The organism is Microbulbifer sp. TB1203, from assembly GCF_030997045.1.
Lineage (GTDB): Bacteria > Pseudomonadota > Gammaproteobacteria > Pseudomonadales > Cellvibrionaceae > Microbulbifer.
Genome location: NZ_CP116899.1, coordinates 4,224,643 through 4,242,683 on the forward strand (window position 1 = coordinate 4,224,643; position 18,041 = coordinate 4,242,683).

Annotated in this window: 18 protein-coding genes; 7 read left to right on the plus strand and 11 right to left on the minus strand. The window is 59.2% G+C overall.

Annotation, left to right across the window (positions count from 1 at the left end):
• Positions 1–50 precede the first annotated feature (50 nt).
• The 3 genes from PP263_RS18165 to PP263_RS18175 form a co-directional block, all read right to left on the minus strand.
• The gene (locus tag PP263_RS18165) at positions 51–2,672 is read right to left on the minus strand and encodes a DUF4132 domain-containing protein (RefSeq protein WP_308365292.1); all 2,622 of its coding nucleotides are present in this window, start codon (positions 2,670–2,672) and stop codon (positions 51–53) included.
• A gap of 1 nt (position 2,673) precedes the next feature.
• Positions 2,674–3,069, minus strand: coding sequence for a hypothetical protein (locus PP263_RS18170; RefSeq protein WP_308365294.1), 396 nt, complete (start codon positions 3,067–3,069; stop codon positions 2,674–2,676).
• A 79-nt stretch (positions 3,070–3,148) separates the two neighbouring features.
• Entirely contained in the window at positions 3,149–4,042 is an 894-nt protein-coding gene (locus PP263_RS18175; RefSeq protein WP_308365295.1) for a LysR family transcriptional regulator, read from the minus strand.
• An 89-nt stretch (positions 4,043–4,131) separates the two neighbouring features.
• Between PP263_RS18175 and PP263_RS18180 the strand changes: the two genes are divergently transcribed.
• Positions 4,132–4,908: an NAD(P)H-dependent oxidoreductase gene (locus PP263_RS18180; RefSeq protein ID WP_308365296.1), complete on the plus strand. Its 777-nt coding sequence runs from the start codon at positions 4,132–4,134 to the stop codon at positions 4,906–4,908.
• Positions 4,909–5,104: 196 nt separating this feature from the next.
• Here the strand turns inward: PP263_RS18180 and PP263_RS18185 are convergent, their stop codons facing one another.
• The 4 genes from PP263_RS18185 to PP263_RS18200 are packed head-to-tail and all read right to left on the minus strand — an operon-like array spanning position 5,105 to position 8,500.
• The gene (locus PP263_RS18185; protein WP_308365297.1) at positions 5,105–5,437 is read right to left on the minus strand and encodes a cupin domain-containing protein; all 333 of its coding nucleotides are present in this window, start codon (positions 5,435–5,437) and stop codon (positions 5,105–5,107) included.
• Positions 5,434–6,954, minus strand: a complete 1,521-nt coding sequence (locus PP263_RS18190; RefSeq protein ID WP_308368632.1) for an ABC transporter permease — start codon at positions 6,952–6,954, stop codon at positions 5,434–5,436. The genes PP263_RS18185 and PP263_RS18190 overlap by 4 nt, the downstream gene beginning before the upstream one ends.
• Positions 6,954–7,631, minus strand: coding sequence for an ATP-binding cassette domain-containing protein (locus tag PP263_RS18195; protein ID WP_308365298.1), 678 nt, complete (start codon positions 7,629–7,631; stop codon positions 6,954–6,956). The genes PP263_RS18190 and PP263_RS18195 overlap by 1 nt, the downstream gene beginning before the upstream one ends.
• Entirely contained in the window at positions 7,631–8,500 is an 870-nt protein-coding gene (locus PP263_RS18200; protein ID WP_308365299.1) for a putative selenate ABC transporter substrate-binding protein, read from the minus strand. The genes PP263_RS18195 and PP263_RS18200 overlap by 1 nt, the downstream gene beginning before the upstream one ends.
• A gap of 208 nt (positions 8,501–8,708) precedes the next feature.
• Between PP263_RS18200 and PP263_RS18205 the strand changes: the two genes are divergently transcribed.
• On the plus strand, positions 8,709–9,275 hold the full coding sequence (locus PP263_RS18205; protein ID WP_308365300.1) for a hypothetical protein: 567 nt from the start codon (positions 8,709–8,711) through the stop codon (positions 9,273–9,275).
• Positions 9,275–9,931 (plus strand): RES family NAD+ phosphorylase, encoded by a 657-nt coding sequence (locus PP263_RS18210; RefSeq protein WP_308365301.1) that lies wholly within the window; start codon positions 9,275–9,277, stop codon positions 9,929–9,931. The genes PP263_RS18205 and PP263_RS18210 overlap by 1 nt, the downstream gene beginning before the upstream one ends.
• A gap of 34 nt (positions 9,932–9,965) precedes the next feature.
• On the opposite strand, the gene PP263_RS18215 is transcribed toward PP263_RS18210, so the two are convergent.
• The 3 genes from PP263_RS18215 to PP263_RS18225 are packed head-to-tail and all read right to left on the minus strand — an operon-like array spanning position 9,966 to position 11,535.
• On the minus strand, positions 9,966–10,685 hold the full coding sequence (locus PP263_RS18215; protein ID WP_308365302.1) for a glycine-rich domain-containing protein-like: 720 nt from the start codon (positions 10,683–10,685) through the stop codon (positions 9,966–9,968).
• Positions 10,667–11,242 (minus strand): NADPH-dependent FMN reductase, encoded by a 576-nt coding sequence (locus tag PP263_RS18220; protein ID WP_308365304.1) that lies wholly within the window; start codon positions 11,240–11,242, stop codon positions 10,667–10,669. Before PP263_RS18220 ends, PP263_RS18215 begins: the two co-directional genes overlap by 19 nt.
• A gap of 14 nt (positions 11,243–11,256) precedes the next feature.
• Positions 11,257–11,535 (minus strand): hypothetical protein, encoded by a 279-nt coding sequence (locus tag PP263_RS18225; protein WP_308365306.1) that lies wholly within the window; start codon positions 11,533–11,535, stop codon positions 11,257–11,259.
• A gap of 143 nt (positions 11,536–11,678) precedes the next feature.
• On the opposite strand from PP263_RS18225, the gene PP263_RS18230 reads away from it, so the two are divergent.
• The gene (locus PP263_RS18230) at positions 11,679–12,629 is read left to right on the plus strand and encodes an IS5 family transposase (RefSeq protein ID WP_308365307.1); all 951 of its coding nucleotides are present in this window, start codon (positions 11,679–11,681) and stop codon (positions 12,627–12,629) included.
• Positions 12,630–12,942: 313 nt separating this feature from the next.
• Here PP263_RS18230 and PP263_RS18235 read toward each other — a convergent pair whose 3' ends face one another.
• Positions 12,943–13,863, minus strand: coding sequence for a LysR family transcriptional regulator (locus PP263_RS18235; protein WP_308365309.1), 921 nt, complete (start codon positions 13,861–13,863; stop codon positions 12,943–12,945).
• 266 nt (positions 13,864–14,129) lie between these two features.
• Between PP263_RS18235 and PP263_RS18240 the strand changes: the two genes are divergently transcribed.
• The 3 genes from PP263_RS18240 to PP263_RS18250 all read left to right on the plus strand — a co-directional run bounded on the left by PP263_RS18240 (position 14,130) and on the right by PP263_RS18250 (position 17,862).
• Entirely contained in the window at positions 14,130–15,575 is a 1,446-nt protein-coding gene (locus PP263_RS18240; RefSeq protein WP_308365311.1) for an NAD-dependent succinate-semialdehyde dehydrogenase, read from the plus strand.
• Positions 15,576–15,776: 201 nt separating this feature from the next.
• The gene (locus PP263_RS18245) at positions 15,777–17,090 is read left to right on the plus strand and encodes an aminotransferase class III-fold pyridoxal phosphate-dependent enzyme (RefSeq protein WP_308365313.1); all 1,314 of its coding nucleotides are present in this window, start codon (positions 15,777–15,779) and stop codon (positions 17,088–17,090) included.
• Between the two features lie 172 nt (positions 17,091–17,262).
• Positions 17,263–17,862 (plus strand): HdeD family acid-resistance protein, encoded by a 600-nt coding sequence (locus tag PP263_RS18250; RefSeq protein WP_308365315.1) that lies wholly within the window; start codon positions 17,263–17,265, stop codon positions 17,860–17,862.
• Positions 17,863–18,041: the final 179 nt, after the last annotated feature.

Genomic DNA, 18,041 nt, shown 5'->3' on the forward strand with positions numbered 1-18,041 from the left:
GTAGGTTCCGATAAATTCAGAGTTCATCCTGACTTTTTCTGATTTTACGGTCACTGATAGTGATCTATTTGCGAATTGATCGTCGAGTCCTTGATTTTCCTGTCCTCCGCCAGCAATACCGCCTTGGAAAGAATCATCGAGAGCATATTGTCCCCCTCGAACGGCAGAAACACCTTGTCTGCAGCCGTCTTTTTGCGGCTGTCGGGAACGATACACAGGTATTGGTTATTCGGCTCCATCAGGATATTGCCCGAACCCAGGTGGATCTTGTAGGTGCGCCGCTGGCCCTCGACCACCAGGAAGCGGTCGATAAATTTGCACTGGGGCCCGATCTTCAGTTTGGGTACCAGCTTCTCCAGGATCGCCTTGCGGGTGTGGGCGCTGGCATTGAGTTCGCCGAAGCTGAAGCTGTGCCAGTAGTCGCGGAAGCGGCCCTCCGGCCCGCCGTCGGACCACTCCGGATCGTTGCCCACGGAACAGACGCCGACGAACAGGTCCACATCCCGGAACACCTCCGAAAGCACCAGCGCCGGCACCGCGCGCAGGTCCGCCGGCATATCTTCGTGGATATTGTCCTCGCCGAGATTCTCGGCGCTGGTGCGAATGTGATAAAAGCGCACCTGGTCGGTGCTGACATAAGTGAAGACGCCGGCCTCGGTGGTGTCGTTGCCGTACTCGCCGATGCCGTGCACCCAGAACTCCGCCCACAGGTTGAACTGCGGCAGGCCCAACTGGGCGATCTGGTCACCGCCGTCCCAGGCGCCCTGCAGGCTGTAGCGCCAGCCGCGCGCCGCCGCCAGCGCATTGAACTGGTGCTGCTTGATAATGTGCGAGGCGAAGCGGTTGCTGTAGACGCCGGTGTTCACTTCCGCGTCGGTCAGCAGGTACACCTCACGGTGAGCCTGCTTGAACGGCTGCACTATCTCCAGATGCTCGATGCACTCCCGCCAGGCCTTGATTTCGGCCGCCCCGCTGGTGATCGGGTGCCACAGGCTGACCTCGACCAGCGCATCGGGAAGCGCGAGCGCATTGCCCGCGTTATCCACCAGATGGCCGTCGCGGTAAATACCCAGCACCGCGGAATCCCCCCAGGCAAAGCGCCAGATCAACTTGCGGGCGATGGTGCCGACAATGGGGTGGTCGCGATAGCGCTCGACCCACACCTCGAAGGGCCAGACCTTTTCCTTGAGGAACAGCTGCTCCAGTCGTTCTTTCTGGACCCCCAGCATGGCCTTGATATCCTTGAGGGCGCCGCGCAGTTCTTTCAGTTCCCCCGCATGCTGCTCCTTGACCCGCGCCGGCACGGATTTCTGGCTCTTGCCCTCGGCATTGCGCCAGCTGAGTTCCACCTGCCGGCTGGAAGGTGCGGTGATGACCGCGGTAAAGTCACCCACCGGTTCCTCGCCGTAACCCACCCGGTCCAGCCCGTAGCTGGGTACGCCCATCTCCTCCAGTTCGTCGACGGTGATGCCCTCCCGCTCCGCGGCCGCGGTGAGTGCCTTGTTGATTATATTGAGCGCGCTGCGGTACTTGATCTTCACCTTCAGCACCGCCAGCTGATAGAGCCCGGAGCGCCCCGGCATGTTCGCCAGGGTATAGATACAGGCGTTGCCCACCCGCACCGCTCGCGGGCCCAGCCCGGGCACCTTGCGGAAAAAGCTCAGCGCCGCCTTCACCAGCGCCCGCGCCAGCTCCGCGTTCTCCTCCAGGCTGCCGCACCAGATCAAACCTTTGAGAACGTCGGCATTGCGTTCATCGAGAAGCTGGTTCGGGTCCGGTTGCCAGTCGTAGCTGCGGTTGGCGGGAATGGTTCGCGGTTTGTCCACCAGCGTCAGCCACGATATCAGCCGCGTGGAAAACTCTTCCCGGCCGAAGGCGTCGATCAGCGGGGAGACGCTGTTCAGCCATTTTTTCGAAGGCTTGCTGCTCCCGGCCTGCTGGCAGAGGCTGAACAGTTCCAGCAGTGTGTCCCCATGTTCGGGAAGGGACTGGCAGTCGGCGATGGCCACATCGCTCCACGCCTCCCCCGGTGCCAGTGGCAGCGTCTGCCGGGCACCGGTGAGAGCGCGGATACGGCCGGCGATATTGCGTAGCTCCTGGGTCGAGTACTGCTCTTCGATTTGCTTCCGCAGCTGCTCGAGCTTGCCGGTAAAGCGGTCGTCGAGGGGATGGGAGCTGGCGTAATGCTCGGCCGCCGCCACCACGCCCGTCAGCGGCAGCCGCTGGAGGCTGGAGCCGCCGACTTTCAGCAGGCTATCGAGCAACTGGTGCAACTGCGCCCCGCTCAGCGGCAGCTTGCGACGCATTAGCGCGCGCACAATGGTCTCATAGCAGGCGCAGCGGTCGCTCAGGCTCGGGGTTCTGGAGGCGGAATCCGGGGTGGAGGAAAAAACCTGGACGCGCTGTTTATATTGCTTGCGGAAGGCGTCAATAAAGCGAGGCATGCACAGCATCAGCATCGCCACGCTTTGTTCAGCATCCAGTGCCAGTATCGCCTTGCCCGCTTCGGAGCGACCGAGCTTCAGGTCGAAAAGGAAGCGATTGTTCTGCACCTCGTGCGTGATATAACGCTCGATCAGCGCGTCGTACTCAGACCGGGGTGATTCTGTAGCCGTGCTCTCGGGATTGCCTGATTTCGGTTTGGCGCGCCTGAAAATATCCAAGATGCCCATGTCAGCCACCGACCAGCGGCGTCAGCTTCAGGAACACCACCGAGGTATTGGGAGTAATAATGATCTGCTCGTCCAGCCCGGTGACCTGTCTGTCGTTCACCAGCAGGAAAAAGCCGTTGCTCTGGAACGCGTTAATGGCGACTTCCTGCTGGGCGTCCACATCCACCCTGCGGTTCCTGCGCACCCTGTAGCCATTCAAATCCCGCTCGGAATCGCTGGGCTGAATCAGTCCCATAAACTTTTGCCTGGCCGAGGCGTTATAGTGCTCCACTTCGGTCTGAACCCGCACCTCGATCAACTCCCGCACCGAAATGGTCTCGGCGGGAAAGTGCAGCAGGCTTTCGAACATCTTCTCGCCGCCGGCGGATTCGTCGGAAATTTTCAGGGCTACAGCCATGTTTGTTTCTCCCCGTTCAGAATGGAACCCGGGAACCAATATACCGGATAAAGGCATCATCCTGTAGGAGCCTGCTTGGTTACAACGAACTCACGATATGCTCCCGCAGCCACTGATGCGCGGGATCGCGATGGCAGCGCTCGTGCCAGAGCATCGCCATCTCGAAGCCCGGTACTTCAATTGGCGGCTCGACAACCCGCAGTGAATCGCTGTTGCGGACCAGGCGCGAAGGCAGCATCGCCACCAGGTCGGTGTTCGCCACAGCCGATAGCACAAACAGAAAGTGCGGAACCGACAGCACAACCCGGCGCGTCAGCCCCATCTCCGAGAGCATCTTATCTGTGACACCACTAAACCCCCCGCCATCCGGCGATACGATCACGTGGTCGAGCTTGCAGAATTGAGCAAGTGTTGGCCGCCGTTTCAGCCGCGGATGGCCAGCGCGGCCCACCAGAACATAGCGCTCCGCAAACAGAATCCGTCGACGCAGGCCGGCCGGAGACTCCTCGCTGGTATGAAACGCGAGGTCGATCTCCCCCTGTTCCGTCTGCCTGGCGATGCGTGAGGGAACGACTTGAACCGATGCCAGCCGGGTGCCGGGTGCTGCCGAGCGCAGCCCGGACAGAGCGGGCTGCAGGATCGTGGATTCGCTGTAGTCGGAGGCGGCCACGTGCCAGGTATCGCTGGCCCCGGCCGGATCGAAGGGCGTGGAAGGGGACACCGCACGCTCGAGAGACTCGAGTGCCTGCCGCAAGGGCTCGCGCAACGCCTCGGCCCGCTTGGTGGGGCGCATACCCCGCGGCCCGGGCAGCAACAGCGGGTCCCCGAAGATATCCCTGAGCTTGGCGAGATGAACGCTCACCGAGGGCTGGGAGAGGTTCAGGCGCTGTGCCGCGCGGGTCACGTTGTATTCCGAGAGCAACACATCGAGCGTTAGCAGCAGGTTGAGGTCCAGCCGCCTGAGATTACTCATGATAATACCTGGAATACTAGAAATTCATTATAACTATACCTGAGATAATCCTATTCTGCCTTCTCCTGGCAATTATTGGAGATCCAGCCATGAATATTCTTCTCGTCTATGCCCACCCCGAACCCAGGTCATTGAATGGCTCTCTCAAGAACTTTGCGGTCAAACGCCTCGAAGAGGCCGGACATGAGGTCCAGGTATCGGACCTGTACGCCATGCAATGGAAGGCAACCCTCGACGCAGACGACAACACCAACAGGCAGGCCGATGCGCGCTTCGACCCGGCCCTCGACTCCAAGATCGCGCTGGAGAACGGCTGGCAGAGCAAAGACATCGAGCTGGAACAGGAGAAATTGATGTGGGCGGATGCCCTGATTCTGCAGTTTCCCATGTGGTGGTTCTCGATGCCGGCGATCCTGAAAGGCTGGGTGGAACGGGTCTATGCGTATGGCCTCGCTTATGGTGTGGGGGAGCATTCCGATACGCACTGGGGCGATCGCTATGGAGAAGGGAGACTGAAAGGAAAGCGGGCGATGCTGATCGTCACCACCGGGGGATGGGAGTCCCATTACAGCCCGCGGGGTATCAATGGCCCCATCGAGGATATTTTATTCCCCATCCAGCACGGCATTCTGTACTACCCGGGATTCGACGTGTTGCCGCCGTACCTGGTCTACCGGACCGGCCGGGTCGACGAAGCGAGGTTTGCGCAGGTTTGCGGCGAACTCGGGCAGCGCCTCGACCATCTCTGGCAGACTGCGCCGATACCCTTTCGCCCGCAAAATGCCGGCGCCTACAAAATACCGGAATGCACCTTGCGGGATGATATCGCACCGGAAAATTCCGGTCTCTCTATACACGTCGCGTAAAAATCGCGCCTTACTATCGGGTTGGAAGGAAAGGATACCCCTCTCCCGGGGCACGGGCTGGGCGCCCCCCTTAAATACATCCCTGTACGCTCGTAATCGGCATCCCTGCCTCATACGGTCCCGGGAGAGGGGTATCCTTCCCTTCCGCCTTATTGGTAATTAACGGGCAGGTTTATTGCCTGCCCATCTGGTTCACCTACGCTTGCTTGGGCGATTTTTTATAAAATACCGCCAGCCAAATGGTGGTTCTATCCGGGTCCGTCCAGCTGACCCTGTGCTTGATATGGACAGGGATATTAATAAAGTCGCCAGTGTCGAGGCTCTCTTCTCGTCCATCGTCAAACAACAGCCTCGCCGCGCCCTGCAGGACTATAACCCACTCGCTCTCCTCCTGATCGTACCAGCCGCTTTCGGGGGAAGTGTGACCTTTCGAGACGATGCGCTCGATTCTTACGTTTTCACTGCTGACGATATCCTCGAAAACTTCCGCGCTGAGGTCTTCGGGCAGTGATGAAAATATATTTTTCATGGATTCCTGAATGTTAATGGCGCCATTTGTATCTGTGATCCATGCGCCGGCCGCAGCTCGGTCTTCAGGAACTGGTGCCTGAGCTTTCTCGATATATAGTCCGCCGAAAGCGTCAATCCGGCGCTGACGGCAATCAATATCAAAGCGACATCAAAACGCAGAAACTCAAATGCCGAGTCGATATAAAAACCCAGTGTCGGAATCCCCAGTATTCCAAGCATGGCGGTCTCCCGGATAATAATCTCCCAGCGGTAAAAACAATAGGCCAGGAAGCGCTGGTACAGGGTGGGAACATAATAGTAGGCGAAACGGCTGAGCGGGCCGGAAGGGATAACGGCGGGCTCGATTTCGTCGCTGTGTCCGCCCAGCAGGTGCCCGATAATGGCGCCGTTGTGCAGCGTCATCGCGATAATCGCCGGCAGCATGGATGGCCCCAGTACAATCAGGCCGATAAAGTTCAACAGGTATTCGGGCAAAGATCTCAGGATCAGCAGGAACCCGTCGCCGGTCCTTCTCGCCATACCGGCGACAAAATGCGAAGAGTTCAGGGTGGACCCCAGCAGGGCGAAAATACCGGTCAACACCAGTACGATCTGCGCCAATAGGGCGGTATTCCAGACGCCGGAGGCGATCTGTTCACCGAGCCACAGCAGCCAACGCAGGGTTTTCTCCAGGGGCCAGTCCTGCCGGATCGGTGCCGGCACACAGTCCCATAGAAACTGGCCCAGGTTGGCGGCGCTCCACTGCGCGGATAGCGGCCTGGCGATAAAGGCTGCCGGCACCAGAATCCAGAGCCATTTGGCCTTGAACCAGAATCTCAATGAGTAGACCAGTGCCAGCAGGGTCAGCAACAGGGCGCTTGCCGAGGAGTAGTCGCCGGTGCGCAGCGCTGTTTCCAGGTGGAATCCCAGGGTGGGTAGGCCGATAAAACCCAGCACCACGGACGAGCGAATGGCGCATTCCATGCGATAGGCGGTGTAATTGCGCATGGCGTGGAACGCCAGGGGCAGCCTGGTGTAGAAGAAGTGGCTGATACTCGTGCCCCCGCCCGGCCGCACCGCCCTGGCGGGAGACGGGTCACTCTCCTCCAGCTGCTCGCCATAGACCTTCGCTATAGTCCCGCCAAAGGGCAGCAGAATAGCGAGCACCCCCGCAAGGGTGGAAATGCCAAAGATTTGTATAAATATCAGCGCCCAGAAAACCTCGTGCACCGAGCGCAGGCAGGCGGCGAGCACCCGCACCCAGGCCAGATGGTAGAAAATGGAAAAAACAAAACCGAGGCCGGCGGCCAGGATCACGCCCTGCAGCGAGAAGGTCAGGGTGTAGATGACGGCATCCAGCCACTGATGCCAATCTTCAATCCGGGGCGTTACCAGCCCCTTCGCCATCAGCCACAACTCGTGGCCCGGGCTCCGGGTGCTGATGTCGATATCCGCAAATGCCAGGCAGACGATCGCGATCGCCGCAAAATAAAAGGTGAGTCTTCTCAGGCTGCGTCTTTGCTGGAGAAAGTGCATCACTGATACAGCTGCCCGATGGAGTCGGCACTGAGCTGATCGACAGGGCAGTCGAGGAATAGCTTCTGATCCTTCAGTCCGATCACCCGGTTGCACACCGTCAAAGCCAGCTGCGCGTTATGCATGGCGATTACCGACGTGTCGTGGCGGCTCACCAGAAGTTCGAGGATTTCCCTGCCTTGTAGCTTGTCCAGCGCCGATACCGGCTCGTCGGCCAGCAGGATGGGCTTTTGTTGATAGAGCGCGCGGGCGATGGCGACCCGCTGCTGCTGGCCGCCGGAGAGTTCATCGGCCTTGGTCCAGAGCAATTCGGAAATGCCGAGCGGTTCCGCCAGAGCGGTGATATTAGCCTTGAAATGGAAGGACGGCAGCAGCAGGTTTGTCAGGTTCACAAAACCCGAATGGCGATCCAGCGCGCCGGAATAGATATTGTGGAAGACCTTGAGCTGCGGCACCAGGGACGCGTCTTGGGGGCACCAGCTGGCCCGATCGGCCAACTGGTGACGGATATGGCGCAGCAGAGTGCTCTTCCCTGCTCCGCTTTTTCCGAGCAACGCGATACGATCCCCTTCCCGGATAGTCAGGTGATCTACAGCCAGGGCCAGTTTATCCGCTTCGTTCCTGGCGTTACTCGGATAAGTCAGCCGGCAGTCTTTCAGCTCGAGCAGAACGCCCATCAAAAATTATCGAGCAGGCCGATCGCCTGGGCGGTTTGTTCTATGGCCCGATAGACATCGTTGTCCGCCGAAACGAATCTGGATCTGGGGAAGCTGTCCAGAATCGCCTTGTCGTCAATGGCCAGCAGTGCCCGGGTCAACTTTTCTTTGAAGCCAGCCCCGAACTGCTCGTCGATATCACCGCGCACCGTCCACTGGTAATCGGCGTATTCCGGCGTGGTCCAGATAACCGATACCTGATCCGCGTCCACATCGCCATTGGCTACGGCCTTCTCCCAGACGGCGTAATTCACCGCACCTACTTCAAAGGCCCCCGACTGCACCAGGGCAATAGTGCGACTGTGATCGCCACTGAAGCCCACACGGGAGAACACCTCTTCTGGCGCCTCGCCAAAGGCCTCCCGGATATAGAACTCCGGCATCAGCCGCCCGGACGTGGAGCCCTTGGAACCAAAGGTAAAGGTCCTGCCGGCAATGGCCTGCGGCAGCTCGTCGCCGGCTTCGATACCGGTGCTCTTGTGGGCGATAAAATAGCTCTTGAAGAACTGGTCCTCATAACCCTGGGCAATGGCCTCGGAACCCGGAACGGCCCTGCGCGCCTGAACTCCGGACAGCCCGCCAAACCAGGCCAGCTGAACCTGATTGTTCCTGAATGCGGTGATGGCCGCGGGGTAGCTCTTGACCGGAATGTACTCAACGTCCACTTCCAGTTGTTCGGAGAGGTAGTCGGCAACCTGCGCAAAGCGCCGCACCAGCTCGGCTTCGTTCTGGTCGGGGATGGCGGTAAGGGTAAATTGCGGGCGCTGGGTATCCGCGGCATAGCCGCTTATGGACACCAACAGGGCCAGTAATGCGGTTAAATAGCGCATCGGTAGGGGCCTTATGGTGGGAGGTAGAGTGAGCGGGACTTTTTAGCGCAAGTGCCCGTATTTTACAAACATATAGGACTGCTTTGGGGCAGGGGCCCTTCTTCATCCCGAAAATGGTCGGTATGCCATCCGCGGCGATTCAGATTGACGATGCTGCCACAGCACCCTAATATCTAACAAGCCCTATCCCGGAGAGAGGTTGTTAGGCATGGCTTCAAACACAGCTCCCCTGCGAGATGCGGGGATAAACCCGGAAGATCTGCTGGAGTGCGCCGCTGAGTTCATCCACGCCCAGCACTGGGACCAGTCTGCCCAGTTGGCGGAGTTGTCCGCTGATGAGGTAGAGCTGCTGAGCCGCCACGGCGCCAGGGTGGTGGCAGATCCCGCGGCCAGGCGACGGCTGGTTTTGCGCATGAGCGCCGAATACGGTGTCATTTGCGCGGACGCCCTGAGCCAGCAACAGGCGGCGGATTACCTCGGTGTTTCCCAGAGCCGGGTGCGGCAGCGGTTGCTTGAGGGCAGCCTGTTTGCGATCCAGCATCTGGGGGAGAGGCTTCTGCCGCGCTTTCAGTTCGAGGGTGGCCAGTCACTGCCGCATCTGGCACCGATACTGCGCACCCTGGGCGCGGAGGCGCACCCGTTGCGGGTATTTCGCTTTTTCGGTATGCCCAACGCGGACTTGCAGGACGCGGATGGCAATCCCATGTCCGTGCGGGACTGGCTGATTAGCGGCGGCAGCCTGGAGCCGGTGTTGAAGCTGGCCGAGGATGCCTGATGCCGAAATTTCCCGAGCCCCCCGGCGCCGACCGCCTGGAGGCAATTTCTCCGGCCCTTCGGCACCTGCCGGCGGGTGAGCTCGTGTGGCGGGTGCATTTTCTCGGTGGGGAGCACCCCTGTAGCTGGCGTCAGTGGCGCGATTTCGGGCCGACGAGCAGCCGCTTCGACCACCAGCTCCCTGATGTGAAAGGGCTTCCTCAAGCGCAGAACCGCAAGATTCTCTACGGCGCAATCGGTGCCGGCGCTGTTCCCACCTGCCTCGCCGAGATATTCCAGAATACCCGCTTTATAGACAGAACCAATAAGCGCCCCTGCCTTTCCGCCTTTGCTCTAACGCGAGAGCTGGAACTGCTGGACCTCACTGGCCCCTGGCCTACCCGTGCGGGCTGTTCCATGGCAATCAACAGCGGCCCGCGGGCGAGGGCGCGGCGCTGGGCGCAGCAGTTCTACCAAGCCTATTCCCGGCTCGACGGTATCCTCTATCCATCGAGCATGTACGCCAACAGTCCCGCAGTGGCGTTTTTCGAACGCGCCGAGAACTGCGCGCCCGCCAAACCGAGCTTCCACCGAATGCTGGCGGACCCGGCCCTGGAAGATGCGCTGGTCAATATCGCATCCGATATTGGCTATGGGCTCTCCGGCCCCGGTGTTTGAGTCGGTCTCATCGCGGCAGCCGCGCCCGCTTTCGTCAGTCCCCACCGCCTCCGCAACTGCTACAGCTGCTACAACTGCTGCAATCACTGTAGTCCCCGTATCCGCCTCCGCTCGCGGCGCCGGAACCGCCCCGCCGCTTTTTGGCTCTTCCCTTCCGCTTGCCTGTACTGGAGCGCATGCCGCTGATGAACACAAACAGAACGATTAGGGCGACGAAGAACGAGAAGATCGCCGGCCCGTCGAAATCGGAGAGGGTCGAACAGGCCGCGAGCAGCGTGGTGGCGCCGATCACCGGGAGCCAGAGTTTCCTGTTTCTGGTTTTCTGCGCGTACACGCCCGGCTCAGGCCAGAAGTCATGGGCGGGCTCCGCGCCGAAGGTGGTGCGGTAGAGGTCCAGCGTGTTCAAATAACCGCTGAGATCGCGGGACTTGGATTCAGCATCTGCCTGGGATGGATTGTGGTGAATATCCTTGCCGATTGTGTCCCGGCACAAGTCGTGCCAGTAGGATTTGGTGAAGGTGAGGTGCATATGCCAGACGTTATCGACGATTCTGGAGGGCACCACCCGTTTACCGGAAGTGGCAGCCAGACAGATAAAGCGCTTATATTCGATCAGTGCCCTTTCGCAAAAGGTTTCTGACCAGCCGTACAAGTCCGACATTTTTTTGAAAAAAAGCTGCCGCTCGGCATTGGTTGAAAACTTAAAATTCAAAATTTTTGTTTTTCTATCCATAATTAAGTGCCATTCATGCAACAGTTAAATTTTTGTGACCAGATTTCCGAGGAGAATGCATTCAATCCCTTGTACAGGGCTTCAGATATGTTCGGTTCTGCAAGGATTCCCTTCGTATCCAGGTCACTGCCCAAAAGTGGAATGGATACAAATGACCTATCCACTAGGATGCCAGACATGGTTGAGAGAACTTCTCTCAAAGCAGCCAGGGCGTGGTGTGCCCGCGGCGATGTATTTATAAGCATAATCGGTTTGAACGGAAATTCCGACCCGCTCACAAGCCAGTCAAGTGCATTCTTCAGAGGGCCACTGATTCCGTGCGCGTATTCCGGGCTGGCGATGATCAAACCATCGGATTTCCTGAGATTGGACTTCAGCTCGTTTACTGCTGCTATGTTCTCGTCCTCCAGGTCCGGGTTGTATAAGGGAAGTCCATCTATACTTCCCAATTTAACTTCTATCTGTTGCGGTGCCAGTACCTGCAGTGCTTGAAGGGCTGCGGTGTTGTAGGATTCTCTGCGCAGACTTCCCGACAAAGCCAGAAAGCTCAATTCTTTCATTTGATTTTTCACTTTCATATAAGGAAGTCTATCTAGATTTTTATCCTTATTATGCTTTCCCAAAATTCCAGATGAGCATCTCCGATATAGTTTTTTATTTCTTTTAGCACGATCATCATATCATTGTCTGACAGGTTTCTGTCAGATTCATCCTCCAGTTTTGACAGGGATTTCAGGAATCCCTCATAAGTGTCTGAAATGCATGTTTCCTGCCATTCGCCCATGCCATGCATGGCGGTGAAAACGGGAATGTCTCTATCATTGAGGTCTACAAAGATAGGATCTCCACATAATGTATCGCGTCCAATCACATACCAGCTCTCCTGCCAGTCACCTTCTTCGAATCCGAATAAGAGTTCTCCATCTATAGATATGGAATATCCTAAGGAACCTCTGAATAAGTTCCATCGAGATCGGGTAAAATAGCATTGAGCCAACGAAAGTAGCACAAACCATGCATCAAGTCAGCTTTGCCGAAGCCGAATACCGCAACAAGCGCCGCAAGACCCGCCGCGAGAAATTCCTCGAACAGATGGAATCCTTGGTTCCGTGGGAACGCCTGGAAGCGAAGATCGAACCCTCCTATCCGAAGGCCGGGCGCGGTCGCCAACCGTACCGACTGCGGATCATGCTTCGAATCCATTGCATGCAGCTGTTCTACAACCTCAGTGATCCGGCGATGGAGGACTCGCTCTATGAGATTGAATCCATGCGCCATTTTGCTGGCTTGACACTGACAGACCGGATTCCCGATGAAACCACAATCCTCAACTTTCGCCACCTGCTTGAAGAGCACCAGCTCGGTCGCCAACTGTTTGAGGAGATCAAAGGCCACCTCAATGATCACGGTATGTTGCTGAGAGAAGGCAGTATCGTGGATGCCACCATTATCTCCGCGCCGAGTTCCACCAAGAATCGAGAGAAGGCCCGTGATCCAGAGATGCACCAGACCAAGAAAGGCAACCAGTGGCATTTTGGCATGAAGATGCATATTGGTGTCGATGAGGTACTGGGGATCATTCACAGTGTGGACACGACCGCCGCCAATGCACATGACATCACCGCGACTGAGCGGGTTCTCCATGGAGACGAAAAGAGGGTTTGGGGTGATGCGGGCTACACTGGTGTGGGGAGTCGGGAAGAGTTCAAAGGCCGGGAAGTGGAATGGAATATAGCGATGAAGCCCAGTAAGCAGAAAACGCTTCCCGGGCAAGATGCCGCTCGGCAAGTAGAAAAGATCAAGGCTCAGATCCGGGCGAAAGTGGAGCATCCCTTCCGCTATATAAAGCGCGTGTTTGGTTACGACAAGGTGCGCTACCGGGGACTGGCGAAGAATACCGAACGCCTGTGCCTGCTGGCAGGCTTCACCAACCTGTTAATTGGAAAGAAATACCTGCCTGCCTAGGGGCAGTGCGCCTGAAATCCGCGGATAGCGGGTTTTAGGCAAGAGAAATGGAGGGGAGTGCGTGAAAATTTCGGGAGTTTGATCGCAAAGCGATCAATTTTTGAAGCGTCAAATCTCTTCCTCGAAAAATGGCGAGTTAATCAGAGGCTCCCTAATTGTTCATCTTTTGATTGAGAGTTTGAGTAAGTGATAATCCCGTTGAGGCCAATGGAAACTTCTTTTTCAGTTAATTTTGGCAATTCAAATTCCATATCTATCTCCAAGACCTGATTCCGTTTAATCTTTTCCTAAGGTCGGATTAGGTTGTCCTGATTTATTCTCTGATCACTATGGCCTTTAAAAACAATCGCACAGCCGGATGCTCCGCCGCACTCCGCTTAAACGTCGCCGCATTCTGAATCTGATATCGGAACCGCTCCGGGTGCAACGCCACCAACTCGCCCGTTTGCACATACCGCTCCGCCAGATACTCCGGCAGAAAGCCCACAAACTTTCCAGACAATATCATCGCCAGCCGCGAGGCCATATGGTTGGCGGTGGATTTGTGGGGGAATAATCGGTACAGGTGTGCCGCTCCGGAGAGGACCGCGTGGCTGGGGGCGGCGAGTTCCTGTTGGGTTAGTAGTTCTTCACTTACGCCCTTCGCCCCTGCCAGTGGGTGCTGGCCGCCGCAATAGAGCAGGGACTGGTGGTGGAACAGGGGCTGGTAGTCGAGGCCGGGGCGGTGGGAGTGGAGGGGGTTGATGCCTACGTCGGCGCGGCCGGCGAGGATTTCCAGTTCCAGTTCCTGGGGGGCTGCGAGTTGGAGGTCCAGTTGCAATTGCGGCGCCTGGTCGCGGATGCGGGCGATGGTGGCGGGGAGGTCCAGTTGGGGGATTTCCAGTACGTCGTCCGGCAGTACGATGCGCAGGCTGCCGGTAAGCTGGGACTGAATGGCGTTGACCTGGCTCTTGAAGTTATCCAGGTGGCCGTCCAGTTCGTTGATGGCCTGGAAGAGTGCCTCGCCTTCTTGAGTGAGCTTGAAGTCGGCGCGGCCGCGGGAACGGAGGCACAGTTGCATGCCCAGGCGGACCTCCAGGTCGGAGAGGTGCACGCTGATGGTGGAGCGGCTGATATTCAGGGCCACTTCCGCCGGGGCCAGGCCGCCGGCGCGGACCACTTCGCGGAAGACGCGCAGGAGGCGGAGGTCCATGTCGGTCAGGCGGCCGGTTAGGGCGGATTTTGGTTTGCTCATGGAGTTCGGAGCCCGTTGATTTGGGTTGGCCGGTGGCCGTAAAGGCGGGCCTGTGGCCGCTGGCGGAGCTGGAGCTCCGCGGTCCCGGGGTCGCGGCCATGGGCGGATGGCCGCCCCGCCGCTCCTACAAAGGGATTCGCCCAAGGTTAGGGGAAAGTTTGATAGAGGTAAATTTTAGTTGGAGAGATACTACTATTCACCGTCGTCGACGGAGGCCAGAATCGCCGCAACAGCTGTTTAGACCCATAATTGCAAGGAGATTTGCGGTGCAACTGGCCAATCGGGACTTGTTGAGGCTTCAGAACTATATCGGTGGCGAGTGGCGCGACGGGGCGTCCACCATCGAGGTGTGGGATCCTGCCAATGGCGAGCTGCTGGCCCGGGTGGCCGATGGCAGTGCCGCGGATGCAAAGGCTGCGGTGGCCGCGGCCAGCGCGGCCTTCCCGGCCTGGAAAAGCAAAACCGCCGCCGAGCGCGCCGCGGTGCTGAAGCGCTGGCACCAACTGATCCTGGAGAACGCCGACGACCTGGCTCGTATTCTCACCCTGGAGCAGGGCAAGCCGCTGGTGGAGGCGAAGGGCGAGATTGCCTACGGCGCCTCCTATATCGAGTGGTACGCGGAGGAATGCCGCCGCGCCTACGGCCAGATCATCCCCACCCACAACCCGGCCATGCGCCTGTCCACCATCCGCCAGCCGGTAGGCGTGGTCACCTGCATCACCCCGTGGAACTTCCCCAACGCGATGATCACCCGCAAGGCGGCACCGGCGCTGGCCGCCGGCTGCACTGTGGTGATCAAGCCGGCGGTGGAGACGCCGCTGTCCGCGCTGGCGCTCTGTGCCCTGGCGGAACAGGCGGGCCTGCCCGCCGGCACCATCAATATGGTGGTGGGTTCCGACGCCCCTGGGATAGGCAAGGTCTTGACCCAGGATGCGCGGGTGGCCAAGTTCACCTTTACCGGTTCCACCGCGGTGGGCAAGCTGCTAATGGCCCAGTGCGCCAGCGGCGTGAAGAAGATGTCCATGGAACTGGGCGGCAACGCGCCCTTTATCGTGTTCGACGACGCGGACCTGGACACCGCGGTGAGCGCCTGCGTGGCGACCAAAATGCGCAACGCCGGCCAGACCTGCGTGTCCACCAACCGTATCTATGTGCACGAGGCAGTGCACGACGTATTCGTGGAAAAGCTGCGCGCGGCAATCACTGAATTGAAAGTCGGCCACGGCTGCGACGAGGGCGTTACCGTCGGCCCGCTGATCCACCGCCGCGCGGCGGAGCGGGTCAACGATCTGGTGCGGGACGCGGTCGCCGCCGGCGCGACAGTGGAGCTGGGCGGCGATTTCCTGTCGCACGGCGAAAACTACTTTGCGCCTACACTGATTACCGGTGTGCGCGACGAAATGCGAATCGCGCAGGAAGAGATTTTCGGGCCGCTGGCGCCGGTGCAGAAATTCAGCGACGAGGCGGAGGTGATCCGCCGTGCCAACGACACCCCCTACGGTCTCGCTGCCTATGTGATGAGCGAGAATATCCGCCGCGCCAACCGCGTGGTGGAAGCGCTGGACTACGGTATGGTGGCCTGCAACGCCGGTGTGTTTTCCACCACCGTGGCGCCCTTCGGCGGCAGCAAGGAATCCGGCATCGGCCGCGAGGGCGGCGTCGAGGGAATGGCGGAGTTTTATGAAACCAAGTACTGCTGTTTTGGTGTTTAAGTCTCGCTGAAACACATTGTCGTCATACCGGCGCAGGCCGGTATCCAGAAGCCACTGTGCTTCGGCCAGAGCTGCTGAGCTGGACCCCGGATCAAGTCCGGGGTGACGATGGAGAAATTAAATTTATAGAGGCGAATCTGGTGTTCGCCCGATTGAGCCAGAAACTTTTACGAATACACAGGGAAACCGCGGAGCAAAACCATGTCCGAACTGAACACAGATGCCTTCTGGATGCCTTTTACCCCAAACCGCACCTACAAGGCCGCGCCGCGCATCGTTGAGCGCGCCGAGGGGATCTACCTGACCACGGACACCGGCCGGCAGATTATCGATGCCACCGCCGGCCTCTGGTGCAGCAACGCCGGTCACTGCCGCGCGGAGATCGCCGATGCGATTCACCGCCAGGCGCAGACCCTGGATTACAGCTCCATTTTCAATTTCGGCCACGAACTGGGCTTCCAATACGCCGAGCGCCTGATCAAGCACACGCCCGACGGCCTGAATAAAGTCTTCTTCGGCAACTCCGGTTCCGAGGCGGTGGAGACCGCGCTGAAAATCGCCCTGCAATACCAGCGCGCACGGGGCAAGGGCGAGCGCAAAATGCTGATCGGCCGCGAGAAGGGTTATCACGGGGTGAATTTCGGCGGTATTTCCGTGGGCGGCCTGCCGCCGAATTTCCAGGCTTTCGGCCAGCCGCTGCAGGTGGCGCACCTGCCCCACACCCTGGATATCGAGCGCAACGCCTTCAGTCGCGGACTGCCGGAACACGGCGTGGAGCTGGCGGACGAGCTGGAGCACCTGGTGAATTTCCACGGTGCCGAACGCATCGCCGCGGTGATGGTGGAGCCCTTCGCCGGCGCCGGCGGTGTGATACTGCCGCCCAAGGGCTATCTCAAGCGGTTGCGCGAAATCTGCGACAAGCACGACCTGCTGCTGATTTTCGACGAAGTGATCACTGGCTGGGGCCGCATGGGTTCCGCCTTCGCGTCCATCGAGTTCGACGTTATCCCGGATATGATCACCTCCGCCAAGGGCATCACCAACGCGACAGTGCCCCTGGGCGCGGTGTTCGTGAAGGACGGAATCTACAACACGGTGATGGACGCAGCCCCCGAGGGCACGGTGGAATTCTTCCACGGCTATACCTATTCCGCGCACCCGGTGGCCTGCGCCGCGGGCATGGCCACGCTGGATATCTACGAGCGCGAGGGTCTGCTCACCCGCGCCGGTGGCGATATCGGCAAACACTGGGAAAACGCCCTGCACAGCCTGGCGGACATGGACAATGTGATCGATGTGCGCAACTACGGGCTGGTGGGCGCCGTGGAGCTGCGCGCGCCGGAAAATCTCAAGGGCAAGGTGGGCGGCAAGGCCTCCGCAATGGCCTGGGAGGCCGGGGTGATGGCGCGCGGTATCGGCGATGCCATCTGCATGTCGCCGCCGCTGATTATCGAGACGCACGAAATCGATACGATCGTGGAGAAGCTGCGTGGGGTGATCGGGTCGCTGGCCTGAGATTCACAGACTACACTGGTGGGAGCGGCCCCTGGCCGCGATTGCAGTCTTGCAGAGTCGACTGGTTCGATCGCGGCCATGGGCCGCTCCTACAGTAAATTGCAAGGCTCACTAGCGTGATGTAGGGCGCCAGCTACACTTACCGAAAGTAGTAGCTGATTGGGAGCGCCCTATGCCTACCGACGAAACTTCCATCTTCGCCACCCGCCCGATACTGCGGGTTCTCACTGAAAACTGGTGGCTGTTGCTCCTGCGCGGTATCGCCGCGGTGATCTTCGGCCTACTGGCCTTCGCCTGGCCGGGGCTCACCCTGCTCACCCTGGTGGTGCTCTTCGGTATCTATGTGCTGGTCGACGGGGTGCTGGCGCTGGTGGCGGCGGTTCGCGGGCGGCACAGGTCCACGCCGCTGTGGTGGCTGATTGTCGGCGGGCTGGTCAGTGTCGCCATCGGTGTGCTCATCTTCCTCTATCCCCAGGTCACCGCACTGGTACTGGTTCTGTTTATCGGCGCCTGGGCGCTGGTGCGCGGGGTATTCGAAATCGTCGGCGCGGTGCGCCTGCGCAAGGAAATCGACAACGAGTGGCTGCTGATTTTTATCGGCTTTCTGTCGGTGATTTTTGGCGTGGCGGTATTGGCCGCTCCCGGTGCCGGGGCGCTGGCGTTGGTGTGGCTGATCGGGGCCTACGCCTTTGCCTTCGGGCTGCTGCTGATCTGGCTGGCCCTTCGTTTGCGTAAGCACCATAAGGGTGTGGAGAAAACGGAGAAGGTTTAGCCATCAAGCAGACTTGGGATCGCGGCCATGGGCCGCTCCTACAAAATGTGAAATAACACCTTGTAGGAGCGGCGGGGCGGCCATCCGCCCATGGCCGCGACAAATCGGCAGGATAGCCGATTTGAACGCCGAAGGCGCCCGAAGGGCGAGCGCCAGGGATGGCGTGAGTTAGCAGAGTT